21 protein-coding genes, 1 tRNA gene and 1 pseudogene are annotated in these 24,737 nt (G+C 69.2%); 13 read left to right on the top strand and 10 right to left on the bottom strand.

Annotated elements, in window-relative coordinates; genetic code table 11:
• Positions 1-100 (top strand): annotated as a pseudogene (locus E6R18_RS18190) (thiol reductase thioredoxin); the annotation flags it as partial.
• Between the two features lie 46 nt (positions 101-146).
• On the opposite strand, the gene E6R18_RS18185 reads toward E6R18_RS18190, so the two are convergent.
• The 9 genes from E6R18_RS18185 to rpmH all read right to left on the bottom strand — a co-directional run bounded on the left by E6R18_RS18185 (position 147) and on the right by rpmH (position 6,895).
• Positions 147-764: a GNAT family N-acetyltransferase gene (locus E6R18_RS18185; protein ID WP_136317941.1), complete on the bottom strand. Its 618-nt coding sequence runs from the start codon at positions 762-764 to the stop codon at positions 147-149.
• 168 nt (positions 765-932) lie between these two features.
• Positions 933-2,021 carry a ParB/RepB/Spo0J family partition protein gene (locus E6R18_RS18180; RefSeq protein WP_206308313.1) on the bottom strand — a complete coding sequence of 363 codons (1,089 nt, stop codon included), beginning with the start codon at positions 2,019-2,021 and terminating at the stop codon, positions 933-935.
• A complete protein-coding gene (locus E6R18_RS18175; protein ID WP_136317951.1) occupies positions 2,018-3,094 on the bottom strand; it encodes a ParA family protein in 1,077 nt (358 codons plus the stop codon). Before E6R18_RS18175 ends, E6R18_RS18180 begins: the two co-directional genes overlap by 4 nt.
• A gap of 292 nt (positions 3,095-3,386) precedes the next feature.
• Positions 3,387-4,103 carry a 16S rRNA (guanine(527)-N(7))-methyltransferase RsmG gene (gene rsmG, locus E6R18_RS18170; protein ID WP_136317939.1) on the bottom strand — a complete coding sequence of 239 codons (717 nt, stop codon included), beginning with the start codon at positions 4,101-4,103 and terminating at the stop codon, positions 3,387-3,389.
• 111 nt (positions 4,104-4,214) lie between these two features.
• Positions 4,215-4,727, bottom strand: coding sequence for a R3H domain-containing nucleic acid-binding protein (locus E6R18_RS18165; RefSeq protein WP_136317938.1), 513 nt, complete (start codon positions 4,725-4,727; stop codon positions 4,215-4,217).
• Positions 4,728-4,742: 15 nt separating this feature from the next.
• A complete protein-coding gene (yidC, locus tag E6R18_RS18160; protein WP_136317937.1) occupies positions 4,743-6,005 on the bottom strand; it encodes a membrane protein insertase YidC in 1,263 nt (420 codons plus the stop codon).
• Positions 6,006-6,008: 3 nt separating this feature from the next.
• Positions 6,009-6,368: a membrane protein insertion efficiency factor YidD gene (yidD, locus tag E6R18_RS18155; protein WP_136317936.1), complete on the bottom strand. Its 360-nt coding sequence runs from the start codon at positions 6,366-6,368 to the stop codon at positions 6,009-6,011.
• Positions 6,365-6,736, bottom strand: a complete 372-nt coding sequence (gene rnpA, locus E6R18_RS18150; RefSeq protein WP_078622619.1) for a ribonuclease P protein component — start codon at positions 6,734-6,736, stop codon at positions 6,365-6,367. The genes yidD and rnpA overlap by 4 nt, the downstream gene beginning before the upstream one ends.
• A gap of 21 nt (positions 6,737-6,757) precedes the next feature.
• A complete protein-coding gene (gene rpmH, locus E6R18_RS18145; RefSeq protein WP_006348049.1) occupies positions 6,758-6,895 on the bottom strand; it encodes a 50S ribosomal protein L34 in 138 nt (45 codons plus the stop codon).
• Between the two features lie 381 nt (positions 6,896-7,276).
• On the opposite strand from rpmH, the gene dnaA reads away from it, so the two are divergent.
• From dnaA to E6R18_RS18095, 9 genes are all read left to right on the top strand, one after another.
• Positions 7,277-9,091, top strand: coding sequence for a chromosomal replication initiator protein DnaA (gene dnaA, locus E6R18_RS18140; protein WP_136317935.1), 1,815 nt, complete (start codon positions 7,277-7,279; stop codon positions 9,089-9,091).
• Between the two features lie 961 nt (positions 9,092-10,052).
• Positions 10,053-11,183, top strand: coding sequence for a DNA polymerase III subunit beta (gene dnaN, locus E6R18_RS18130; RefSeq protein ID WP_136317934.1), 1,131 nt, complete (start codon positions 10,053-10,055; stop codon positions 11,181-11,183).
• 131 nt (positions 11,184-11,314) lie between these two features.
• Entirely contained in the window at positions 11,315-12,193 is an 879-nt protein-coding gene (gnd, locus tag E6R18_RS18125) for a phosphogluconate dehydrogenase (NAD(+)-dependent, decarboxylating) (RefSeq protein ID WP_136202219.1), read from the top strand.
• Between the two features lie 85 nt (positions 12,194-12,278).
• Positions 12,279-13,409, top strand: a complete 1,131-nt coding sequence (gene recF / locus E6R18_RS18120; protein WP_136317933.1) for a DNA replication/repair protein RecF — start codon at positions 12,279-12,281, stop codon at positions 13,407-13,409.
• Positions 13,406-13,966, top strand: a complete 561-nt coding sequence (locus E6R18_RS18115) for a DciA family protein (protein WP_136317932.1) — start codon at positions 13,406-13,408, stop codon at positions 13,964-13,966. Before recF ends, E6R18_RS18115 begins: the two co-directional genes overlap by 4 nt.
• Positions 13,967-14,366: 400 nt before the next feature.
• Positions 14,367-16,454, top strand: coding sequence for a DNA topoisomerase (ATP-hydrolyzing) subunit B (gene gyrB / locus E6R18_RS18110; RefSeq protein ID WP_136317931.1), 2,088 nt, complete (start codon positions 14,367-14,369; stop codon positions 16,452-16,454).
• A 67-nt stretch (positions 16,455-16,521) separates the two neighbouring features.
• Entirely contained in the window at positions 16,522-19,185 is a 2,664-nt protein-coding gene (gyrA, locus tag E6R18_RS18105; RefSeq protein WP_136317930.1) for a DNA gyrase subunit A, read from the top strand.
• A 93-nt stretch (positions 19,186-19,278) separates the two neighbouring features.
• Positions 19,279-19,890, top strand: coding sequence for a DUF3566 domain-containing protein (locus E6R18_RS18100; RefSeq protein ID WP_136317929.1), 612 nt, complete (start codon positions 19,279-19,281; stop codon positions 19,888-19,890).
• A gap of 85 nt (positions 19,891-19,975) precedes the next feature.
• Positions 19,976-20,052, top strand: a tRNA-Ile gene (locus tag E6R18_RS18095).
• Between the two features lie 387 nt (positions 20,053-20,439).
• Here E6R18_RS18095 and E6R18_RS18090 read toward each other — a convergent pair.
• Positions 20,440-20,811 carry a DUF6344 domain-containing protein gene (locus E6R18_RS18090; protein ID WP_136317928.1) on the bottom strand — a complete coding sequence of 124 codons (372 nt, stop codon included), beginning with the start codon at positions 20,809-20,811 and terminating at the stop codon, positions 20,440-20,442.
• Between the two features lie 318 nt (positions 20,812-21,129).
• Here E6R18_RS18090 and E6R18_RS34920 point away from each other — a divergent pair, with 318 nt between their 5' ends.
• The 3 genes from E6R18_RS34920 to E6R18_RS18075 all read left to right on the top strand — a co-directional run bounded on the left by E6R18_RS34920 (position 21,130) and on the right by E6R18_RS18075 (position 24,737).
• Positions 21,130-21,264 carry a DLW-39 family protein gene (locus tag E6R18_RS34920; protein WP_003958712.1) on the top strand — a complete coding sequence of 45 codons (135 nt, stop codon included), beginning with the start codon at positions 21,130-21,132 and terminating at the stop codon, positions 21,262-21,264.
• Positions 21,265-21,456: 192 nt separating this feature from the next.
• Positions 21,457-23,379, top strand: coding sequence for a VWA domain-containing protein (locus tag E6R18_RS18080; RefSeq protein WP_136317948.1), 1,923 nt, complete (start codon positions 21,457-21,459; stop codon positions 23,377-23,379).
• Positions 23,379-24,737, top strand: coding sequence for a hypothetical protein (locus tag E6R18_RS18075; protein ID WP_240799774.1), 1,359 nt, complete (start codon positions 23,379-23,381; stop codon positions 24,735-24,737). The genes E6R18_RS18080 and E6R18_RS18075 overlap by 1 nt, the downstream gene beginning before the upstream one ends.

The following is a 24,737-nucleotide window of genomic DNA, read 5'->3' as shown; positions in this document are numbered from 1 at the left end:
GCTGAACGTCTACCAGGGCGGCGAGGTCGCCAAGACCATCGTGGGCGCCAAGCCGAAGGCCGCGATCCTCCGCGACCTTGCGGGCTTCATCGCCGAGTAGGGCAGACGCAGCGCCGCTGTTTCACGTTCTGGAGAGGACGGGGGCCTTATAGCGGCCGCAGCGCAGGCTCCTTCTGCACGGCACCCAGCAGCCGGTCCAGGGCCATCTCGACGTCCTCCTTCCAGGAGAGCGTCGAGCGCAGCTCCAGCCGCAGCCGCGGGTGCACCGGGTGCGGCCGCACCGTCTTGAACCCCACCGACAGAAGGTGGTCGGCCGGTAGCACGCAGGCCGGTTCCTTCCACCGGGCGTCCCCGAAGGCTTCGATCGCCTTGAAGCCCCGGCTGATCAGATCCTTGGCAACGGTCTGCACCATGACCCTGCCCAGCCCCTGGCCCTGAAAGCCCGGCATGATCAACCCGGTCATCAGCTGGACCGCGTCGGGGGATGCGGGGCTCGTCGGAAAGGCAGTCGACCGTGGAACGTAGGCGGGCGGTGCGTAGAGCACAAAGCCGGCCGGCACGTCATCGACGTAGACCACACGCCCACAGGAGCCCCACTCCAGCAGCACTGCGGAGATCCAGGCTTCCTTCTCCGGCTCAGCCCTTCCACTCTTGACCGCGGCCTCCCCGCTGACCGGATCGAGCTCCCAGAACACACAGGAGCGGCACCGCCGGGGTAGGTCGGGAAGATTGTCCAGCGTGAGCGGTACGAGCCGACGCCCCATGAAGGCTGTTCCTCACTTCTTTCGCCCACTGCGTCTTGGACGGAAATGCCCTGCCAGAACGCATCGTATCCACCACCGAATCAAGCGGACACCGCGAGAAAGCAAAGGGCGGGCTGTGTTCCGGGACTCACCGGAAACAGCCCGCCCTCCTCGCTCGCTCGGGGCGCGTCAGCTCTCGTCGTCCTCGGACGGTTCCTCGGACGGAGCGCGGTCCAGCACCCGGCCCTCGCCCGGGGCGAGGCTGCCAAGAATGCGGTCCAGGTCCTCCATAGAGGCGAACTCGACGACGATCTTGCCCTTCTTCTGCCCGAGGTCGACCTTCACCCGGGTCTCGAACCGGTCGGACAGCCTGGATGCCAGATCGCTCAGCGCCGGCGACAACCGGCCCCCCGCCCGCGGCCCCTTGGACTTTGTGGCGCTGGTGGGCCGGGAGGAGCCCATGAGCGTGACGATCTCCTCCACCGCGCGCACCGAGAGCCCTTCGGCGACGATGCGGTGGGCCAGCTTGTCCTGCTCCTCTGAGTCGTCCACCGACAGCAGTGCCCGCGCATGGCCCGCCGACAGCACCCCGGCCGCCACCCTGCGCTGCACCGGCGGCGACAGCCGCAGCAGACGCAGGGTATTGGAGACCTGGGGCCGCGAACGCCCGATCCGGTCGGCCAGCTGGTCATGCGTGCACTTGAAGTCCTTGAGCAGCTGGTCGTAGGCGGCAGCCTCTTCCAACGGGTTCAGCTGCGCCCGGTGAAGGTTCTCCAGGAGAGCGTCCAAGAGAAGCTTCTCGTCGTCGGTGGCGCGGACGATGGCCGGGATCCGCTCCAGACCCGCTTCCCGGCAGGCCCTCCAGCGACGCTCGCCCATGATGAGCTCGAAGCGATCGGTCCCCGTCATCCGCACCACGACGGGCTGAAGAAGACCGACCTCCTTGATGGAGGTGACCAGCTCCGACAGCGCGTCCTCGTCGAAGACCTCACGCGGCTGACGCGGGTTCGGCGTGATGGAGTCGAGCGGCACCTCGGCGAAGTACGCACCGGCCACGTCACCCGAGACCGCCGGCTCCGGCACCGACACGGGACCGCTCGGCTCCGGCACCACGGGAGCGGACCCGAGCGTCGTCACCTTCGCGGCAGCCACACCCCGCTCCGAGGTAAGGACGGACGAGGAGGACCCCGCCCCGCCGGACGGCAGCTGCTTCTCCTGCGGAGCGGCTGGGATCAGGGCACCGAGCCCTCGCCCCAACCCTCGACGACGCTCACTCACTGGATCCCCTCCGGATTGCTCTGCTGACTGATCGAACCGCCCGTGTGGGCGTGCTGGCCCTCGTACTGCACCCCGACGCCCCGCAGCGCGATCTCCCGGGCCGCTTCGAGGTACGAGAGCGACCCGCTGGAACCCGGGTCATAGGTGAGCACGGTCTGCCCGTAGCTCGGTGCCTCGGAGATACGGACCGAACGAGGAATGCTGGTCCGCAGCACCTCCTTGCCGAAGTGGCTGCGCACCTCCTCCGCGACCTGCGACGCCAGCCTCGTCCGGCCGTCGTACATGGTGAGCAGGATCGTGGACACATGGAGATCGGGATTCAGGTGGCCGCGGACCAGGTCGACGTTCCGCAGCAGCTGCCCCAGCCCCTCCAGCGCGTAGTACTCGCACTGAATGGGGATCAGCACCTCCGCACCGGCCACCAATGCGTTGACCGTCAGCAGGCCCAGCGAGGGCGGGCAGTCGATCAGGATGTAATCCAGCGGCTGCTCATACGCCTGGATGGCCCGCTGGAGTCGACTCTCCCGCGCCACCAGCGACACCAGCTCGATCTCCGCACCGGCGAGATCGATGGTGGCCGGGGCGCAGAAGAGACCTTCGACGTCCGGGACGGGCTGAACCACGTCGGAGAGCGGTTTGCTCTCCACCAGGACGTCATAGATCGAGGGAACTTCGGCGTGGTGATCGATGCCGAGAGCCGTGGAGGCGTTGCCCTGCGGGTCGAGATCGACCACCAGGACCCGCGCACCGTGAAGTGCCAGCGACGCGGCAAGGTTGACCGTCGAGGTGGTCTTCCCCACCCCGCCCTTCTGGTTGGCCACCACCATGACGCGTGTCTGCTCAGGTCGCGGCAGCCCCTCGCCGGCTCGGCCGAGGGCCTCCACCGCCAGCTGGGCCGCGCGCCCGATGGGTGTGTCGTCCATCGGCGGCGGTGTTTCACGTGAAACACCGTCCCCCGCCGATTCGGTTCGGGGACCGGGGACCGGATCGGTCATCGGTCCCGCGATGTTGGCGTCGGACCGCAAGGATTCACTCTCCTCGGCTTCAGGCTCGCAATGAGCAGAGCCTGCCATGGTTTCGGGGTCGTGAACCAGCGAGGCCCGCTCTTCTGTGGAGGAATCCACTTCTGTGGACAACTCCGTAGCCCTAACGGGCCTGCGATGGGGAGGGGCGGCAGACACACGACCGCGGCCGATGATTCCATGCAGCAGAGAACGACGTTTCACGTGAAACACGATGCCTTCGCAGCGTAGCTACAGAGGCACGACACTCCGCGCGGGGCACGTACGGCTCGATGACCGGAAGAATCATCGCTTCCTGGCCCAAACCCTAGGAAAGGGCCACGGGCTCAGTGCAACCGGACGCTCAGCGGCGACGGCGCGTCCGGCTGGTCCTGGCGGCCTTGGCCCGCTTTGCGGCGAACCTCACACCACCGGGACTCTCTCCGACCACCACCCGCACCACGGTGGACATCGGGTCGACCACGCCCTCACCGACGTGCAGCACCTCGGTGTCCACGACTCCGAGCTTGCTGAGCGCCGCCCGGGCACCGTTGATCTCTTCCTCGGCGGTATCGCCCTTGAGCGCGAGCATCTCGCCGTACGGGCGCAGCAGGGGCACTCCCCAGCCGGCCAGCCGGTCCAGCGGGGCCACCGCCCGGGCCGTCACCACGTGCACGGGCTGCAAGCTGCCCAGGACCTCCTCGGCCCGGCCCCGGACGACCGTCACATGGTCCAGCCCCAGCAGCTCCACAACCTCCTGGAGGAAGTTCGTCCGCCGCAGCAACGGCTCCAGCAGGGTGATCTTCAGGTCCGGGCGCACCAGCGCCAGCGGAATTCCCGGAAGCCCCGCCCCCGAGCCCACGTCGCAGACCGTGACCCCCTCGGGAACGACCTCGGAGAGCACCGCGCAGTTCAGCAGGTGCCGCTCCCACAGGCGCGGTACCTCACGCGGACCGATCAGCCCGCGCGTGACCCCCGCGTCCGCCAGCAGTTCTGCGTACCGGACAGCCTCGGGAAAGCTTTCACCGAACACCGCCCGGGCCTCGTCGGGGGCCTGGGGAAGTGCTACTTCCTCCGTCACGGGGGACCGTCCTTCCATTCACCGCACTACCGCACCATGGGCGGCTGTCTATCAGGCTGACAAAGATCGGCCCCGTCTGCGAACAGACGGGGCCGACAGGAGAAGGGCCGGTCAGGCCGGCAGGACGACGACGAAGCGCTGCGGCTCCTCGCCCTCCGATTCGCTGCGCAGGCCCGCGGCGGCGACCGCGTCGTGCACGACCTTGCGCTCGAACGGCGTCATCGGGTCCAGCTTCACCGGCTCACCGGTGCTCTTGACCTCGTCCGCCGCCTTGGCACCCAGCTCGGCGAGCTCCGTGCGCTTCTTGGCCCGGAAGCCGGCGATGTCCAGCATGAGACGGCTCCGGTCACCGGTCTCCCGGTGCACGGCCAGCCGCGTCAGCTCCTGGAGCGCCTCCAGGACCTCGCCGTCACGACCCACGAGCTTCTGCAGCTCGCGCGCCGATTCGCTGATGATCGAGACCGCGGCCCGGTCCGCCTCGACGTCCATGTCGATATCGCCGTCGAGGTCGGCGATGTCGAGCAGGCCCTCGAGGTAGTCCGCTGCGATCTCCCCTTCCTGCTCAAGACGGGTCAAGGTGTCGCTGCCCTCAGCGGCGGCCGTGGAGGTGGTGCCTTCCGTCACGGGATGGACTCCTTCTTACTTCTTGGACGGGTGCTTGGGCCGCTGCGGACCCTTGCGCTGCCCGGTCTTGGCTTGGCGTGAGGAGCCGGACGCGGTCTTGCCCGCCGGCTTGGGCTTGTCGTCCTGCGCGGCCTTCTTGGTCAGGGAGGTCTTGGACGCCGACTCGGAGGAGTCCCTGTCCTTGGCATCGCCCTGGTGAACCGTGCCGGTCTGGCGCTTCGCCTTGGTCTGCCGCTTGGGCTGCTGGCGCCGCAGTGCGGCTCCGCTGTCGGCGTCGGCCACGGCGGTGTCGCTCTTGACCACCGTGCCGTCCTCCTGCGGAGCGAGGCCGAGCTTGGCCAGTCCCGTGACGAACTTGCGCTCGATGTCGTTGCGGTCCGGGCCCTTGGCCACGATCCGCTTGACGGTGTTGCGCCGGGTCCGGCCGCGGACCTCGCCGTGTGCGGTGACGCTCTTCAGCAGCCGTCCGAGGTAATGCTCCTGGGCCTTGCTTCCCGGCGTCGGGTTCTGGTTGATCACGTACATCTGCTGACCCATGGTCCAGACGTTGGTGGTCAGCCAGTAGACGAGGACGCCGACGGGGAAGTTGATGCCCATGACGGCGAAGATCAGCGGGAAGACGTACATCAGCATCTTCTGCTGCTGCATGTACGGCGTCTTGACCGTGAGGTCGACGTTCTTCGTCATCAGCTGGCGCTGAGTGAAGAACTGCGAGGCCGACATCATTACGATCATGACCGCGGTGACGATCCGGACGTCGGTCAGCGAGGCGCCGAGCGCGTCGACCTTGTCCGCGCTGTTCATGAACTTGGCGGCCAGCGGGGCACCGAAGATGTGGGCCTGACGGGCGCTGTCCAGCAGCGACTGGTCGATGACGCCGATCTTCTTGTTCGACGCGATCGCGGAGAGCACGTGGTACAGCGCGAAGAAGAACGGCGACTGCGCGATGATCGGCAGGCACGAGGAGAGCGGGTTGGTGCCCGTCTCCTTGTACAGCTTCATCATCTCTTCGGACTGTCGCTGCTTGTCGCTCTTGTAGCGCTCCTGGATCGCCTTCATCTTCGGCTGGAGCACCTGCATGTTCCGCGTCGACTTGATCTGCTTGACGAACAGCGGGATCAGACAGATGCGGATGAGCACCACGAGGGACACGATGGACAGACCCCAGGCCCATCCCGTGTCAGGGCCGAAGACCGCCCCGTACAACTTGTGGAACTGGACGATGACCCAGGAGACGGGCCATGTGATGAAGCTGAACAGACTGGCAATCGTGTCCACTAATCAGGCTCCTTGAGCATTGGGCGAAGTCTCTGCGGCCGAACTCGGGAGGTCGGTGGCCGAACCCCCGGGAGGCACGTCAGCGGCGGAGTCCCCGCCCTTGCTGCCGCGTATGGCGCTGCGCAGCAGTTCGTGCCAACGCGGACGTTTGCGTGGTGGTACGTGATCCACGCCGCCGGGTGACCACGGATTGCATCGCAGGATGCGCCAGGCTGTCAGCGCTGTTCCCTTGATCGCTCCGTGCCGGTCGATCGCCGTATATCCATAGTGGGAACACGACGGGTAGTAACGGCAGACAGGCCCGAGAAGCGGGCTGATCGTCCACTGGTACAGCTTGATGAGAGCCAGCAGCGGGTACTTCATCGCGCGCCCCCTCCCAGCAGCCGCCGCAGTGCGGCGTCCAGGTCTCGGGCCAGCTGTTCATGGTCGGCGTCGCCCGCGCCGGGCAACGCTCGTACGACAACCAGGCTACCGGGGGGCAGCAGGGCAAGCCGTTCTCGGACCAGGTGGCGAAGCTTTCGCTTCACCGCTGTGCGGACGACCGCACCACCCACTGCTTTGCTGACAACGAAACCCGCACGCGGCGGGGGAACGGTCTCCCCAGTCACGTGCGGGTCGGTTGCACCGCTGCGTAGATGGACGACGAGGAGCGGGCGACCGGCCCGGCGACCTCGTCGTACCGCGGTCGCGAAGTCCTCGCGCCGCCTCAGCCGATTCTCGGTAGGCAGCACGTCATGACGACCTGTACGCGATCAGGCGGACAGGCTGGCGCGACCCTTGCTACGGCGGGACGCGAGAATCGCGCGGCCGGCACGGGTACGCATACGCAGCCGGAAGCCGTGGGTCTTCGCGCGACGACGGTTGTTCGGCTGGAAGGTGCGCTTGCTCACTCGGGGGCTCCAGAAATGACTCGTGTGTTGGCGGGACATCGCCTGGCTGTCACCGTGCGCCCACGAGAGACTCGCGTAAACGCCCTAGTGCACCGCTTCACAATCACAGATCGTGATCTTTGCCCATCGGAGGCAGGCGGCAGCAGCCATCGACAACTCGACCTGGTCACGGTACGCGCGGCTACGCCATCCGGTCAAACCGACCCTGTCGGGCCCTCCATTGTGCACAGCCTGTGGACAACGACTTGAACCGTGCGGGTCGGGCTGACTACCGTGGCTGAACTCCGGTTCTTTTTCTTCCCGCCTGCCGGTCCTCACCCACCCCGACCCATACCGTCCCGAGAACCACACATTCGTGGGACCAGCGAGAGAGCGTGCCTTGTGGCTGACGTACCTGCCGATCTTGCCGCAGTGTGGCCACGAGTGCTGGAGCAACTCCTCGGGGAGGGGCAGCAGGGCATCGAGCCGAAGGACAAGCAGTGGATCGAGCGCTGCCAGCCGCTCGCCCTGGTTGCCGATACCGCGCTGCTCGCCGTCCCCAATGAATGGGGGAAGCGGGTCCTCGAAGGCCGCCTCGCACCACTCATCAGCGAGACGCTGAGCCGCGAGTGCGGCCGCCCCATCCGGATCGCGATCACGGTCGACGACTCCGCGGGCGAACCGTCGTCCCCGCCGGCGCCCCCGACGCACCAGTCCCAGCCGCAGCAGCACCGCTACCAGGGGCCGCAGCACGGCGAGGGCCGGCACGGCGACGCGTACGAGGGCTACGGGCACCGGCCATCGGACGACGGGATGCCGACCGCCCGCCCCGCCTACCCGGACTACCAGCAGCAGCGCCCCGAGCCCGGGGCCTGGCCGCGCACCCAGGAGGACCTGTCCTGGCAGCAGCCCCGGCTCGGCGGGTTCCAGGACCGTGAGCCCTCCGCCGATCAGTGGCGCGAGCCGTACGGGGGCGGCCGCTCCCCGCAGCAGCCGCAGCACGACTACCGGCAGCAGCCACCGGAGCGCCAGGGGTACGAGCCGCAGCACTCCGAGCGGCCCCGGCCCGAGCGCCACGAGCTGCCGGAGCCGCAGCACCGGCCGGGCGGCGGCACCGGAAGGCCCGGCGGGGCCCCGGGGCCGATGGGTGCCCAGCCCTCGCCGGCCCCCGGGCCCGGCGAGCCGCACGCCCGGCTGAATCCGAAGTACCTCTTCGACACCTTCGTCATCGGGGCGTCCAACCGCTTCGCGCACGCGGCGGCCGTCGCCGTCGCCGAAGCGCCCGCCAAGGCGTACAACCCCCTCTTCATCTACGGGGAGTCCGGGCTCGGCAAGACCCACCTGCTGCACGCCATCGGGCACTACGCCCGCAGTCTGTACCCGGGGACCCGGGTGCGGTACGTGAGCTCGGAGGAGTTCACCAACGAGTTCATCAACTCGATCCGTGACGGCAAGGGCGACACCTTCCGCAAGCGGTACCGCGATGTCGACATCCTGCTCGTCGACGACATCCAGTTCCTGGCGAGCAAGGAGTCGACGCAGGAGGAGTTCTTCCACACCTTCAATACGCTGCACAACGCCAACAAGCAGATCGTGCTGTCCTCCGACCGGCCGCCGAAGCAGCTGGTCACGCTGGAGGACCGGCTGCGGAATCGTTTCGAGTGGGGCCTGACCACCGATGTGCAGCCCCCCGAGCTGGAGACCCGCATCGCGATCCTGCGCAAGAAGGCGGTGCAGGAGCAGCTCAACGCCCCGCCGGAGGTGCTGGAGTTCATCGCCTCCCGCATCTCGCGCAACATCCGTGAGCTGGAGGGCGCTCTCATCCGGGTGACGGCCTTCGCCAGCCTCAACCGCCAGCCCGTGGACCTGGGGCTCACGGAGATCGTGCTGAAGGACCTGATCCCGGGCGGCGAGGACACGGCTCCGGAGATCACGGCGTCGGCCATCATGGCGGCGACGGCGGACTACTTCGGTCTGACGGTGGAAGACCTCTGCGGATCGTCGCGCAGCCGCGTGCTGGTGACGGCCCGGCAGATCGCCATGTATCTGTGCCGCGAACTGACCGACCTCTCACTGCCGAAGATCGGCGCACAGTTCGGCGGCCGGGACCACACGACGGTCATGCACGCCGACCGCAAGATCCGGGCGCTGATGGCGGAGCGGCGCTCCATCTACAACCAGGTCACCGAGCTCACCAACCGCATCAAGAACGGCTGACGGCGCCCCCGCGCCGGACCCGTACCCAGCCGAAGGGCGCTGTGCGGACTCGTCAGGAGTCCGCACAGCGCCCTTTCGCATTCCCCGAGAAGCGCCCCGCAACCCCTGTGCAGCGCTTCCGTGAAGCGCTCACGGGGCGTCGGCAGGCTGTCCACGCGGTGACGGACCCGGCCTCCGCACGCCCGCGCTGTTCGAATCCCGGCAAGGACACGGGTGTTCTCCACAGATCCGGCTACTTTTTTCCCTCCACAGCCTGGGGATCCAAAAGTTGTCCATACTGCTTCCACAGGCACGCCCACCGACAGGCCATCAGGCCAGCTCAGGGGCCTGGGGATTTGTGGTCAACCATGATCCACAGCCTGTGGACAAGTTTTTCGTCCACAGGCTGTGTGGATCGTTGTCCACTGCCTACCCACAGGACAGCGACTGTTTTCCCCAGCCGGAGGGCGCTTCTCCACACCGCTGTCCACTGTTCGGCAACACGACACCCGCCGTCACCGGCCCGAGTGAAAGGCGTCACACCAAGAGGGACGGTTGGCCTGTGGGGAACGCGGGTAAAGCTGGGGACAGACCTGGGGAGAAACTGCCCTGTCCTGTGTACGGGTTGTGCACAACTTTGGGATGTCCACAGAAAGCCCAAGTTGTCCACCGGGCCACCCACAGGGCCGGTGGATAAAAAACGAGCCCTGACCTGCTCAAACGACGTTATCCACCGTTTCCACAGGGCCTACTACTACTACCCCTCATAGTTAGCTCGGAATCCGTTTCGAAGTGGGGCCTGTGCACAACTCGGCCTCGGAGCGCTCCGAGCCTCTTGCCGCGATTTGACCCCGAGCCGCACCGAGTGTCGGTGCCGTGCGTCAGACTGGTCCCCGGCGTCCTCCCCCCGGCATCGGCGGAGCGACCCGACCAGACGACGAAGGCCAGCAGGGCGAGCGAGCAACAGCAGGAGGCGGTTCCGGTGAAGATCCGGGTGGAGCGCGATGTACTCGCGGAGGCGGTGGCCTGGGTGGCCCGCAGCCTCCCGGCCCGTCCGCCGGCGCCCGTTCTCGCGGGCCTTCTGCTGAAGGCCGAGGACGGTGCCCTGAGCTTCTCGAGCTTCGACTACGAGGTCTCGGCGCGCGTCTCGGTGGAGGCCGAGGTCGAGGAGGACGGCACCGTCCTCGTCTCCGGCCGGCTGCTCGCCGACATCTGCCGCGCCCTGCCCAACCGCCCGGTGGAGATCTCCACAGACGGTGTACGGGCGACCGTCTCCTGCGGCTCCTCGCGATTCACACTCCACACCCTGCCTGTGGAGGAGTACCCGGCACTCCCGCAGATGCCGACCGCGACCGGCACCGTGCCCGGCGAGGTCTTCGCCTCCGCCGCCGCCCAGGTGGCCATCGCCGCGGGCCGGGACGACACCCTGCCCGTCCTGACCGGCGTGCGCATCGAGATCGAGGGCGACACCGTCACCCTCGCCTCCACCGACCGCTACCGCTTCGCGGTCCGCGAGTTCCTCTGGAAGCCGGAGAACGCGGACGCCTCCGCCGTCGCCCTGGTGCCCGCCAAGACGCTGCTCGACACCGCCAAGGCGCTGACCAGCGGTGACACGGTCACCCTGGCGCTGTCCGGCTCGGGCGCGGGCGAGGGCCTCATCGGTTTCGAGGGCGCCGGCCGCCGCACCACCACCCGGCTGCTCGAAGGCGACCTGCCGAAGTACCGGACGCTCTTCCCGACCGAGTTCAACTCCGTCGCCGTGATCGAGACCGCCCCGTTCGTCGAGGCCGTCAAGCGCGTCGCCCTGGTGGCCGAACGCAACACCCCGGTGCGGCTGAGCTTCGAGCAGGGCGTGCTGATCCTGGAAGCGGGTTCCAGCGACGACGCACAGGCTGTGGAGAGGGTCGACGCCGTGCTGGAGGGCGACGACATCTCGATCGCCTTCAACCCGACGTTCCTGCTGGACGGCCTGAGCGCCATCGACTCCCCGGTGGCCCAGCTCTCCTTCACGACCTCCACCAAGCCGGCGCTGCTCAGCGGCCGCCCGGCCGTGGACGCCGAGGCGGACGACGCGTACAAGTACCTGATCATGCCGGTCCGCCTCTCGGGCTGATCCGGTCCCAGGCCCTGCCCCGGCAGGGCCCGACGGGCATGTTCAGCGCCGAGCATGCCCGGCGTCCTGTCCCCTTCCGGGCGTAGGCTCGGACTCGGGTACGAATCGGCACAACGCTAAAGGAATCTCTGATGGAGCTCGGTCTCGTCGGCCTCGGCAAGATGGGCGGCAACATGCGCGAGCGCATCCGCCGCGCAGGCCACACCGTCATCGGTTACGACCGCAACCCGGACGTCGCCGATGTCCACAGCCTGGAAGAGCTTGTGGGCAAGCTCAAAGGCCCCCGGGTCGTCTGGGTGATGGTCCCGGCCGGAGCCGCGACCCAGTCCACGATCGACGAGCTGGGCGAGCTCCTCTCGCCCGGCGACATCGTCGTGGACGGCGGGAATTCCCGCTGGACCGACGACGAGAAGCACGGGGTGGAGCTGGGCATCAAGGGCATCGGCTTCGTCGACTGCGGCGTCTCCGGCGGCGTCTGGGGCCTGGAGAACGGCTACGCCCTGATGTACGGCGGCGACGCCGAGAACGTCGCGAAGGTCCAGCCGATCTTCGACGCGCTCAAGCCCGAGGGCGACTTCGGTTCGGTCCACGCGGGCAAGGTCGGCGCCGGCCACTTCGCGAAGATGGTCCACAACGGCATCGAGTACGCCATGATGCAGGCATACGCCGAGGGCTGGGAGCTGCTGGAGAAGGTCGACTCCGTCACCGACGTGCGTGAGGTCTTCCGCTCCTGGCAGGAGGGCACGGTCATCCGTTCCTGGCTGCTCGACCTGGCGGTCAACGCCCTGGACGACGACGAGCACCTGGAGAAGCTCCGCGGTTTCGCCGCCGACTCGGGCGAGGGCCGCTGGACGGTGGAGGCCGCGATCGACAACGCCGTGCCGCTGCCCGCGATCACCGCTTCGCTCTTCGCGCGCTTCGCCTCGCGCCAGGACGACTCCCCGCAGATGAAGATGATCGCCGCGCTGCGCAACCAGTTCGGCGGCCACGCGGTCGAGAACAAGAAGTAACCCGCAACGAGGAGCGGGACGGGGGCGACCGCCCCTCCCGCCCAACGGAGCACGGAGCAGGAAGCCGGGAAGGTCGGCGCACACCATGCACGTCACGCATCTGTCGCTGGCCGACTTCCGCTCGTACGCCCGGGTCGAGGTGCCTCTCGACCCGGGCGTCACCGCGTTCGTGGGGGCCAACGGCCAGGGGAAGACGAACCTGGTCGAGGCGGTCGGCTATCTCGCCACGCTCGGCAGCCACCGCGTCTCCTCCGACGCCCCGCTGGTGCGCATGGGCGCCGAGCGAGCGGTGATCAGGGCGGCCGTCACCCAGGGCGAGCGCTCGCAACTGGTCGAGCTGGAGCTGAACCCGGGCAGGGCGAACCGCGCCCGGATCAACCGGTCCTCGCAGGTCAGACCGCGTGATGTGCTCGGCATCGTACGGACCGTGCTGTTCGCCCCGGAGGACCTCGCCCTGGTGAAGGGCGATCCCGGGGAGCGCCGGCGGTTCCTGGACGAGCTGGTCACCGCGCGTTCGCCGCGGATGGCCGGGGTGCGCTCCGACTACGAGCGGGTGCTGAAGCAGCGGAACACCCTGCTGAAGTCGGCGGCGATGGCGCGCAGGCACGGCGGACGCTCCCTGGACCTGTCGACGCTCGACGTGTGGGACCAGCACCTGGGCCAGGTCGGCGCCGAACTGCTGGCCCAGCGCCTGGACCTGATCGCGACGCTCCAGCCCCTGGCGGACAAGGCGTACGCGGACGTGGCGCCGGGCGGGGGCCCCGTCACGCTGGAGTACCGCAGCTCGGTCGGCGCGGAGGCGGGCCCCGAGCGGTCGCGCGATGAGCTGTACGCGCAGCTCATCGAGGCCCTGGCCGGGGTGCGCAAGCAGGAGATCGAGCGCGGGGTGACGCTGGTCGGCCCGCACCGGGACGACCTGGTCCTGGGCCTGCGCGGTATGCCCGCCAAGGGGTACGCGAGCCACGGTGAGTCCTGGTCGTACGCGCTGGCGCTGCGGCTGGCCTCGTACGAGCTGCTGCGCGGCGAGGGCAACGAGCCGGTGCTGGTGCTCGACGACGTCTTCGCCGAGCTGGACGCGCGCCGCCGGGAGCGGCTGGCGGAGCTGGTGGCGCCGGGCGAGCAGGTGCTGGTGACGGCGGCGGTGGGCGACGACGTGCCGGAAGTGCTGGCGGGGGCGCGGTACGCGGTGTCGGCCGGTGAGGTGGAGCGGCTGTGAGCGGCGACGGAGTAGGAGAAAACCCGGCCGGGGACGGGGCGAGGCCGGCGGAGCCTTCCGGCGTGGACCTGGCGCGGGTGGCGCTGCGCGCGGCGAAGGAGCAGGCGCGGGCGCGCGGTGCGGCGGCGCAGCAGAAGAAGCAGGCCAGGCGGGGCGGCGGGCTGCGCTCCGGGGCGCGGGCGGACGGGCGTGACCCGCTGCCGCTGGGAGCGGCGATCAACCGGCTGATCACCGAGCGCGGCTGGGAGACCCCGGCGGCGGTGGGCGGGGTGATGGGCCGGTGGCCGCAGATCGTCGGCGACGATCTCGCTCTGCACTGCGTCCCGGTGCGGTACGACGAGGAACCGGATCAGCGCGTGCTGACGGTGCAGTGCGATTCGACGGTGTGGGCGACCCAGCTGCGGCTGCTGGCGCCTCAGCTGGTGGCCCGGCTGAACGCGGATCTGGGCAATGGCACGGTGCGGATGATCAAGGTGCTGGGGCCGGGCGGCCCGCAGCGCCGCTACGGCCCGCTGCGGGCTCCGGGGAGCACGGGCCCGGGCGACACCTACGGCTGACCGGGCCTGACCTGCGCTTTTCACGTTTTCGCGCAGCCGTCTTCCGGCACGTCCGGGCGGGTGAGGGCCGGTGAGGCCCCGATGCGGCCGGGCGCCGCGAACCCTGGGGACCGCAGATGCGTGGTGGTGAAAACCGGAGGGTGGTGACCGGACGTCCCTCACCGTAGCGGGAGGCTGACAGGCCGAAGCGCTCCATGCCCGTGTGAGCCTCTTGAGGCCCCTTCCCGGATATGGGGAGTCGTCAGCCGCTCATTCAGGGCGGCACATGCGTACTCAGGTACCCGCAAACCCCCATTCGGGTCGGCGCTACCGGTAGACTGGTGGACAATCCCGCGCTTGCGGGAGTTCGTCGATACAAGCCGAACGACGCAGCCGCTCCCGCCTGCCCGGAGAACGGCCTGTGCTGTGCCAGAAAGGGCGCTTCGTGGCCGATTCCGGCAACCCCAACGAGAACATTCCGTCCACCCCCGGCGAGAGCGGCGCTGCTCCCGTCCCGGGCGAGGTGAAGGCGTCGTACGACGCCAGCGCGATCACCGTGCTCGAGGGCCTGGACGCGGTCCGCAAGCGACCTGGTATGTACATCGGCTCGACCGGTGAGCGCGGTCTCCACCACCTCGTGCAAGAGGTCGTCGACAACTCGGTCGACGAGGCCATGGCCGGGCACGCGGACACCATCGACGTCACGATCCTCGCCGACGGCGGGGTGCGCGTGATCGACAACGGCCGTGGCATCCCGGTCGGCATCGTGCCGTCCGAAGGCAAGCCGGCCGTCGAGGTCGTGCTCACCGTCCTGCACGCGGGCGGAAAGTTCGGCGGCGGCGGTTACGCCGTCTCCGGCGGTCTGCACGGCGTCGGCGTCTCCGTCGTCAACGCCCTGTCCACCCGGGTCTCCGTCGAGGTCAGGACGGACGGCTACCGCTGGACCCAGGACTACAAGTTCGGCGTCCCGACGGCCCCGCTGGCCCGTAACGAGGAGACCGACGAGACGGGCACCACCGTCACCTTCTGGGCCGACGGCGACATCTTCGAGACGACCGAGTACTCCTTCGAGACGCTTTCGCGCCGCTTCCAGGAGATGGCCTTCCTCAACAAGGGCCTCACCCTCAAGCTGACCGACGAGCGCGAGTCGGCGAAGGCGACGGCGGGCGCGGACAGCGCCGAGGCGGCCGACGTCCCCGAGGAGGAGAGCGCCCGCTCGGTCACGTACCACTACGAGAACGGCATCGTCGACTTCGTCCGGTACCTCAACTCCCGCAAGGGCGATGTCATCCACCAGTCGGTGATCGACATCGAGTCCGAGGACAAGGAGCGGCTGCTGTCCGTCGAGATCGCCATGCAGTGGAACACGCAGTACAGCGAGGGTGTCTACTCCTTCGCCAACGCGATCCACACGCATGAGGGCGGTACGCACGAGGAGGGCTTCCGGGCCGCGCTGACCTCCCTGGTCAACCGGTACGCGCGCGACAAGAAGCTGCTGCGCGAGAAGGACGACAACCTCACGGGCGAGGACGTCCGCGAGGGTTTGACGGCGATCATCTCGGTGAAGCTGGGCGAGCCGCAGTTCGAGGGCCAGACGAAGACCAAGCTGGGCAACACGGAGGCCAAGACCTTCGTGCAGAAGGTCGTCCACGAGCAGCTGACGGACTGGTTCGACCGCAATCCCAACGAGGCGGCCGACATCATCCGCAAGGGCATCGCCGCCTCGACCGCCCGTGTGGCGGCCCGCAAGGCGCGCGACCTGACCCGGCGCAAGGGCCTGCTGGAGAGCGCCTCGCTCCCCGGCAAGCTCAGCGACTGCCAGTCGAACGACCCCACCAAGTGCGAGATCTTCATCGTCGAGGGTGACTCCGCCGGCGGCTCCGCCAAGTCCGGCCGGAACCCGATGTACCAGGCGATCCTGCCGATCCGAGGCAAGATCCTGAACGTCGAGAAGGCCCGGGTCGACAAGATCCTGCAGAACACCGAGGTCCAGGCGCTGATCTCGGCCTTCGGTACCGGGGTCCACGAGGACTTCGACATCGAGAAGCTCCGCTATCACAAGATCATTCTCATGGCGGACGCCGACGTCGACGGCCAGCACATCAACACCCTGCTGCTGACGTTCCTCTTCCGCTTCATGCGTCCGCTGGTCGAGGCCGGGCACGTCTACCTCTCGCGCCCGCCGCTCTACAAGATCAAGTGGGGCCGGGACGACTTCGAGTACGCGTACTCGGACCGCGAGCGCGACGCCCTGGTGGAGCTCGGCAAGCAGGGCGGCAAGCGGATCAGGGAAGACTCGATCCAGCGGTTCAAGGGTCTCGGCGAGATGAACGCCGAGGAGCTGCGTGTCACCACGATGGACGTCGACCACCGGGTGCTCGGCCAGGTCACGCTCGACGACGCGGCGCAGGCCGACGACCTGTTCTCGGTGCTGATGGGTGAGGACGTCGAGGCGCGGCGCTCGTTCATCCAGCGCAACGCCAAGGACGTCCGCTTCCTCGACATCTGAGTCGGCCGTACAAGGAGGAGGGTCCGGCGACCCTCCAAGCCGCAGCGCGAAAGGACTTTGACCAGCAATGGCCGACGAGAACACCCCTGTCCCCGTGACGCCCGAAGAGGTACCGCCCGTCGAGGGCGTGGGCATGCGCGTCGAGCCCGTCGGGCTCGAAACGGAGATGCAGCGTTCCTACCTGGACTACGCGATGTCCGTCATCGTCTCGCGTGCGCTGCCCGACGTGCGGGACGGCCTCAAGCCCGTCCACCGCCGGGTGCTGTACGCGATGTACGACGGCGGCTACCGGCCCGAGAAGGGCTTCTACAAGTGCGCCCGCGTCGTCGGTGACGTCATGGGTACGTACCACCCGCACGGCGACTCCTCGATCTACGACGCCCTGGTCCGCCTGGCGCAGCACTGGTCGATGCGCATGCCGCTGGTGGACTCCAACGGCAACTTCGGTTCCCCGGGCAACGACCCGGCCGCCGCCATGCGGTACACCGAGTGCAAGATGATGCCGCTGTCCATGGAGATGGTCCGGGACATCGACGAGGAGACCGTCGACTTCCAGGACAACTACGACGGCCGCAACCAGGAGCCGACGGTCCTGCCGGCGCGCTTCCCGAACCTGCTGGTCAACGGCTCCGCGGGCATCGCGGTCGGCATGGCGACCAACATCCCGCCGCACAACCTCCGCGAGGTCGCGGCCGGTGCGCAGTGGTACCTGGAGCACCCGGAGGCATCGCAGGAGGAGCTCCTGGAGGCCCTGATCGAGCGGATCAAGGGCCCGGACTTCCCGACCGGTGCGCTGGTCGTGGGCCGCAAGGGCATCGAGGAGGCGTACCGCACGGGCCGCGGCTCGATCACGATGCGCGCGGTCGTGGCGGTCGAGGAGATCCAGAACCGCCAGTGCCTGGTGGTGACGGAGCTTCCGTACCAGACCAACCCCGACAACCTCGCGCAGAAGATCGCCGACCTGGTCAAGGACGGCAAGGTCGGCGGCATCGCCGACGTGCGCGACGAGACCTCCTCGCGCACGGGCCAGCGCCTGGTCGTCGTGCTGAAGCGGGACGCGGTCGCCAAGGTCGTCCTGAACAACCTGTACAAGCACACCGATCTGCAGTCGAACTTCGGCGCCAACATGCTGGCGCTGGTGGACGGGGTGCCGCGCACCCTGTCGATCGACGCGTTCATCCGCCACTGGGTGACGCACCAGATCGAGGTCATCGTCCGGCGCACCCGGTTCCGGCTGCGCAAGGCCGAGGAGCGGGCGCACATCCTGCGCGGGCTGCTCAAGGCCCTGGACGCGATCGACGAGGTCATCGCCCTCATCCGGCGCAGCCAGACCGTCGAGGTCGCGCGCGAGGGCCTGATGGGCCTGCTGGAGATCGACGAGATCCAGGCGAACGCGATCCTGGAGATGCAGCTGCGCCGGCTGGCCGCGCTGGAGCACCAGAAGATCACCGCCGAGCACGACGAGCTCCAGGCGAAGATCAACGAGTACAACGCGATCCTGGCCTCGCCCGAGCGGCAGCGCCAGATCGTCAGCGAGGAGCTGACGGCGATCGTCGACAAGTTCGGCGACGACCGGCGTTCCAAGCTGGTGCCCTTCGACGGTGACATGTCCATCGAGGACCTGATCGCCGAGGAGGACATCGTCGTCACGATCTCCCGCGGCGGCTATGTGAAGCGCACCAAGACGGACGACTACCGCTCGCAGAAGCGCGGCGGCAAGGGTGTGCGCGGCACGAAGCTCAAGGAAGACGACATCGTCGACCACTTCTTCGTGTCGACGACGCACCACTGGCTGCTGTTCTTCACCAACAAGGGCCGGGTCTACCGGGCCAAGGCGTACGAGCTCCCGGACGCCGGCCGGGACGCGCGCGGCCAGCACGTCGCGAACCTCCTCGCCTTCCAGCCGGACGAGCAGATCGCGCAGATCCTGGCGATCCGCGACTACGACGCCGCGCCCTACCTGATCCTGGCCACCAAGGGCGGCCTGGTGAAGAAGACCGCGCTGAAGGACTACGACTCGCCGCGCTCCGGCGGTGTCATCGCGATCAACCTGCGCGAGACGGCGGACGGTTCCGACGACGAGCTGATCGGCGCGGAGCTGGTCTCGTCCGAGGACGACTTGCTGCTCATCAGCAAGAAGGCCCAGTCGATCAGGTTCACCGCGACGGACGACGCGCTGCGCCCGATGGGCCGCGCCACCTCGGGCGTCAAGGGGATGAGTTTCCGCGAGGGAGACGAACTGCTCTCGATGAATGTCGTCAGGCCCGGTACTTTCGTGTTCACTGCCACTGACGGCGGGTACGCGAAGCGGACCGCGGTCGACGAGTACCGCGTTCAGGGTCGCGGTGGCCTGGGTATCAAGGCCGCCAAGATCGTGGAGGACCGGGGCTCGCTGGTCGGCGCGCTGGTGGTCGAGGAGACCGACGAGATCCTCGCCATCACGCTCGGCGGTGGTGTGATTCGTACGCGAGTCAACGAAGTCAGGGAGACGGGCCGTGACACCATGGGCGTCCAACTGATCAATCTGGGCAAGCGAGACGCCGTCGTCGGCATCGCTCGCAACGCCGAGGCGGGTCGCGAGGCCGAAGAGGTCGACGCGGCCGACGACGCCGAAGGCGAGACGACCGCGGCAGAGACGGCGGAGGCCACCACGGCCGACGCCGCTGCCGACAGCACGGTCGACAGCAATGTCGAGGACACGACGTCCTCGACCGGGGAGCACGAGGAGTAGAGCGTGAGTGGAGCCACGGGCGCCGGTTCGGCCGCTTCCGGAGCCGGAGGTAACGGTGCCCGTGGCCCTGCCACGGACTCCCAAGGGGGCACTGTGACGGATACCCGGGGCCCTCAGCCCCAGTACGAGGGTTACGCGACCGGGCCGCTGCCCGGCGAGCGGGAACCCGCACCCGGCCAGGCGGGTCCGTATCACCCGCCGCAGGCATATCCCTCGCCTCCGGGCGGGACCCACGGCGGCGGTGTGCCGCGCGGCGGCCAGCAGGGCACCATGCCGGGCGTGGGCGCGGCGCAGACGGCCCGCAAACCGCGGACGGGGGCGCGGACCACTCCGCGTACCCGCAAGGCGCGCCTGCGGGTCGCCAAGGCCGATCCGTGGTCGGTGATGAAGGTCAGCTTCCTGCTGTCCATCGCGCTGGGCATCTGCACGGTGGTGGCGTCGGCGGTCCTGTGGATGGTGATGGACGCGATGGGCGTCTTCTCCACCGTGGGCGGCACGATCAGCGAGGCGACCGGCTCCAACGACAGCAACGGGTTCGACCTTCAGGCGTTCCTGTCGCTGCCGAGGGTCCTCCTCTTCACCTCGGTCATCGCGGTGATCGACGTGGTCCTCGCCACCGCGCTGGCCACGCTGGGCGCCTTCATCTACAACCTCTCGGCGGGCTTCGTGGGCGGCGTCGAGCTCACGCTGGCCGAGGACGAGTAGGCCCGCGGGTATCGATTTTGGGACTGGCCCCGACGTGCGCTAATCTTCAGAAGTCAGCGCGGCAGCGACAGCGGCGCAGCGCGGCGGGGCTATAGCTCAGTTGGTTAGAGCGCATCCCTGATAAGGATGAGGCCACAGGTTCAAATCCTGTTAGCCCCACCAGTGACAACAGAAGGCCCGGTTCCTCTTCGGAGGAACCGGGCCTTCTGCGTGTGGCTGTGCGTGCCCCTATTGCCTGGGGCGTCTGGGGACTGCCTGGCGGGGGTGTGGAGCCGGCGCCCCGGTAGGTGCCTACGGTGTCTCTCTTCGGCAGCCCTGTGTGGTGTGGCGCCGCCGCCGGTCTTTTCCCCTTCCCTGCCGTACGTACGCCTCTCCCGCGTCCCGTGCCATCCCGTCCGGGTGCATGGGGGCGCGGGTGCATGGGCTGCCGGGCGTGGGGGAAGGGCCGAACCGCCTGGGAAAGGCGGCCCATGAAGGCCCCTGGCGCACGGGAAAGCCCCCGTCCGGTGGGTACCGGGCCGGGGGCTCAGGGGATCAGGCGGGGCGCTCTCAGGGTGGGAGGAGAGAGGCGTCCCCGGCCGGGGCACCGTGGGAGGAGCGGGCGGTGCCGGTGGTGTTCGCGGTGTCCCTGGTGTCAGCGGACAGGTGCCGGGTGGCGGGTGAGGAGCCGTGGGCCTCGGCGCGGATGCGCTGCTTCATCGTGGGCGGCAGTGCCCGGTCACGCGGAAGGGTCCATCGCACCGACGGAGCGGGTGCGGTTGCGCGGGCGGCGCCCGTGTGCTCGTGGCTCGTGGCCGCCGGTTCCGTGGCCGTGGCTTCCGTGGCGGCGGCGGTGGAGCCCGCGAGGCCCAGGGACGCGAGGAGGGCGAAGATCGCGGTGATGAAGGCGGTCCAGATGCTCTTGGCCTTGAAGGTGCTCATGGCCCCTCACTTTCAGGTGGTCCGGTTTGCTTACCTTTCCGATGATGTGGATCCGGCCCGCGATTTCGTGGACCGACGCCGCCCATGCGCCGATCTTCAGATGAACACCACTCGTATGGTTCAACCGGCCCCGACCGGGTCCCGGCGGGCGGCGAACGGGCGGCCTCCCGGGGCCTGCCGTCGGGTACGCACAGTCACGCGCCGACCGCACATCCACAGGCGCCAATTGGGTTGCGGGGAGGTCACCGGTCGATATCGGCCGGTGTGTATAGTCGGGCGGCAGAAGTCCCCTACGCCAACGAAAGACGAGGTCGCGCGGTGAAGAAGCTTCTCCTGGTCGCACTGGCCGCCATCGGCGGGCTCCTCGTGTACCGCCAGATCCAGGCGGATCGCGCCGAGCAGGATCTGTGGACGGAGGCGACCGACTCCGTGCCCGCAGGTTCGGGTGTCTGAGACGGAACAGCCTGCTACGAGCCCCGGCCGCCGACGCGGCCGGGGCTTCGTGCTGTTGCGGGACCGTGACACCTGTGCTCTTGAGTTCACGCAAGCAAATCAATAGCTTGCTTGAGCAAAGAAGGCGGGACTTCGGTCGAGGGGGCACGGGTGAGGGCAGGCCATCACCGCCGCGGTGTGCGGGCGGGCACAATGATCGGCGGGGCGCTGTTCGCCCTGGTGGCGGGCGCGCTGCCGGCCCTGGCCGGCCCGCCGGATGCCGTCGCCGCACCGGCGGCCGCGGGGAGCGGCGGCAACAGCAGCCTGGTGATGGTGCTGGACTCCTCCGGCTCCATGGGGGACGACGACGGCACCGGCCGCACCCGGATGGAGAGCGCCCGCGCGGCCGTCTCCACGGTGGTGGACGGGCTCCCTGACGGGTATCCGACCGGCCTGCGGGTGTACGGCGCCGACCGGCCGCACGGCTGCACGGACACCCGGCTCGTGCGGCCGGTGCAGAAGCTCGACCGGGACGCCGTGAAACGGGCGGTCGAGGCGGTGCGGCCCCGGGGTGACACCCCCATCGGCCTCTCGCTGCGCAAGGCGGCGCAGGACCTGCCGGAGCCGGCGGGCGGGGCCATCGGCACCCGCACGATCCTGCTGATCTCCGACGGCGAGGACAACTGCGGTGCGCCGCAGCCCTGCGAGGTGGCCGAGCAGCTCGGCAAGGAGGGCGTCGGGCTGCGGATCGACACCGTCGGCTTCCAGGTGGGGGCCGCGGCCCGCGAGCAGCTGGAGTGCGTCGCGCACGCGGGCAACGGCCGCTACTACGACGCACCCGACGCCGAGGCGCTGGCCCGGCAGTTGCAGCGCGCCGCCCAGCTCTCCGCGGACGGCTACCGGCTGAAGGGCCGCCGGGTGGCGGGCACGGCCACCGCCGACCGGGCACCCGTACTGACCCCCGGCCAGTACCTGGACACCATCGGGCCCGGCGAGAAGCGGTACTACGCGGTCGATCTGGACGACGCGTCCACGGCGGACTTCGCCGCGACGGCGGTGCCGCAGCCGGGGGCGGCCGCCGACACGTTCGACGCGCTGACCACCAGGATCGAGCGCTCCGACGACGGGTACTGCGAGTCGAACACCGAGCACTTCTTTCAGAAGGAGGGCGCGACGCCGCTGACGGCCGCCGTCGCCCGTATCCCTTCGGAGGACGGCAGCCGCACCTGCGACCGCGCCGGCCGGTACTGGCTCGTGGTGGAGCGGGAGAGCAAGAAGGGCTCCGACGCGGCCCGTTGGCCCCTGGAGCTGGTGTACGGGGCCGAGGAGCCGCTGCCGGAGGGTGTGACGCCCGGCCAGTCCGAGGCCGAGTACGGCGAGGGCGGCAAGAACGCCGTGCTGCCCACGGGCGATCCGCGCGACGTGCGGGGCGGCACCGGCTTCAACGACGCCCGGGAACTCGGCCGGGGGGTGTGGCGCGACCGCATCCTGCCTTCCCAGACGCTCTGGTACAAGGTCCCGGCCGGGTGGGGCCAGCAGGTGGTCTACGACGTGGAGTTCGCGAACGAGCCCACGGTGGACCGCACCGACACCACGTACTCCTACGGCGCGAGCCGGCTCTACACGCCGGCCCGCTTCCCGCTCGGCGGGGGCGGCGAGTTCGACGGGCGCACGCTGTACGACGGCCGCCCCGCAGCGGTCCGCATGGGCGGGGTCCCGGTCGCCTGGACCAACCGCTACGAGAGCCGGTCGGACGTCCAGCCGGTGCACGCAGGAGGCGACTTCTACATCTCGGTGACGCTGGGCGCGCACGCGGCGGAGATCGCCGAGAACCCCGAGATCGGCGTCGTGCTGCGGGTGGCGGTCCTGGGCGAGGAACGCACCGGGCCCGGGCACGACGCACCGGCGGTGGCGGGGAAGCCCGGTGGGAGCGGCGACGGCGAGAAGGGCGCGGGCGCGGACAAGGCGGGCGATTCGGCCGCCGCCGCGGACAGTGATGGTGCGGGAGGGGCAGGATGGGCCGTCGTTGCGGCCGCGGGTGCGGGGGCTGCCGCCATGGCCGTGGTGCTGGCCGTGTTCGTATATGTACGCGGCCGCCGCGCGGCAGCCGCCCGGATGACGAGGGGAAGCGCGTGATGAGGCAGCGCAGCAGGGTGCGGGGGGCGCTGGCAGCGGTGGCGGCGGTGTTCGCGGTGGCGGCGCTGCCGGGGCAGGCCCACGCGGCGGACAGTCCCCGCACCTACACCTTCGATCCGGACGGCAAGGCGGTCAGCGGCGCGGAGGTCAACGCCGACGCGACGGAACTGACAAGCGGCTCGGTCTACAGGAGTTCGATCAAGGCCGGTCAGAAGCTCTACTACCGGCTGAACCTGGACGCGAAGACGAACGCCTACGTCTCGGCCGTCGTCGTTCCCAAGGACGAGGGCAAGGTGGCCTACGGGGACGGCATCACGGTCAGCATCCGGGACAGCTCGGACGACCAGTGCAGCTCGCGGGACGCCATGTTCGAGTCCGCGCAGTACCCGCGCCCCATCGCCGCCTATGCCTCGCGGCTCGTGAACAAGGACAACACCAGCTGCCAGGGGGCCGGCACGTACTACGTCCTCGTGGAGCGGGAGACCAAGGCGACCTCCGGCCAGGGGGACTGGGACCTGGAACTGCGCTACGCCTCCGAACCGGAGCTCGCCGACGCCCCGTCGTCGCCGACCGAGGCGCCGGCGTCCTGGCCGTCCGCTTCACCGCCCCCGCCCACCGCGGCCAAGGACAACACCAGGCACGGGGGCGCCGGTTACTACGACGCGACGAGCCTGCAGAGCGGTGAGTGGAAGGACAGGATCGAGCCCGGGCAGACCCTCTTCTACCGGGTTCCGGTGGACTGGGGGCAGCAGATCTTCGCCACGGCCGGCCTGAGCAACAGCACGGCCGGCAAGGACCAGTACGTCAGCAGCGCGCTCGCGATGTCCCTGGACAACCCCGCGATCGGGCACGTCGACAATGTGTCGCCCATGTCGTACGCGGGAAAGCCGACGTCCGTCTCCCTCGATCCGCTGCCCCCGGTGGCGTACCGGAACAGGTTCGACGCCAGCGACAACGTGAGCGCCATGCGGTTCGCGGGCTGGTACTACCTCTCCGTCTCGCTGAGCCCGGCGGTCGCGAAGCCGTACGGCGACAAGCCGATCGCGTTGACGCTTCAGATCAATGTGACGGGGAAGGCCGCCGACACGCCGTACACCGGTGACGCCGGGATCTTCGGTGTCACGCAGAGCGACAAGGACATGGCGAGGAACGGGCAGAGCGGTGCGCAGGCCGCGCGGAGCGAGAGCCGGAGCAGCACGATGAAGCTGGTCGCGGCGGCCGGCATCGGCGCCGGCGCCGTGCTGGTGCTCTGGATGGGTGCGTGGGTGCTGATCGCCCGGCGCCGTACGGCCGCCCTGCCGGCCGCGCCCACGGGCGGCGGACAGCACCCGTACGGGGGCCCGCCCCAGTCCTGGTAG

It is taken from the genome of Streptomyces sp. A1277 (genome assembly GCF_004795015.1).
Lineage (GTDB): Bacteria > Actinomycetota > Actinomycetes > Streptomycetales > Streptomycetaceae > Streptomyces.
The sequence above is the reverse complement of the archived record's forward strand: the minus strand, read 5'-3'. Positions and strand labels throughout refer to the sequence as shown.

Excerpts from the sequence above, each read along its gene's own strand:
- E6R18_RS18185 (WP_136317941.1), bottom strand. The coding sequence starts at position 764 with ATGGGGCGTCGGCTCGTACCGCTCACGCTGGACAATCTTCCCGACCTA.
- E6R18_RS18175 (WP_136317951.1), bottom strand. The coding sequence starts at position 3,094 with ATGGCAGGCTCTGCTCATTGCGAGCCTGAAGCCGAGGAGAGTGAATCC.
- yidD (WP_136317936.1), bottom strand. The coding sequence starts at position 6,368 with ATGAAGTACCCGCTGCTGGCTCTCATCAAGCTGTACCAGTGGACGATC.
- gnd (WP_136202219.1), top strand. The coding sequence starts at position 11,315 with ATGGAGCTCGGTCTCGTCGGCCTCGGCAAGATGGGCGGCAACATGCGC.
- recF (WP_136317933.1), top strand. The coding sequence starts at position 12,279 with ATGCACGTCACGCATCTGTCGCTGGCCGACTTCCGCTCGTACGCCCGG.
- gyrA (WP_136317930.1), top strand. The coding sequence starts at position 16,522 with ATGGCCGACGAGAACACCCCTGTCCCCGTGACGCCCGAAGAGGTACCG.
- E6R18_RS18090 (WP_136317928.1), bottom strand. The coding sequence starts at position 20,811 with ATGAGCACCTTCAAGGCCAAGAGCATCTGGACCGCCTTCATCACCGCG.
- E6R18_RS18080 (WP_136317948.1), top strand. The coding sequence starts at position 21,457 with ATGATCGGCGGGGCGCTGTTCGCCCTGGTGGCGGGCGCGCTGCCGGCC.
- E6R18_RS18075 (WP_240799774.1), top strand. The coding sequence starts at position 23,379 with ATGAGGCAGCGCAGCAGGGTGCGGGGGGCGCTGGCAGCGGTGGCGGCG.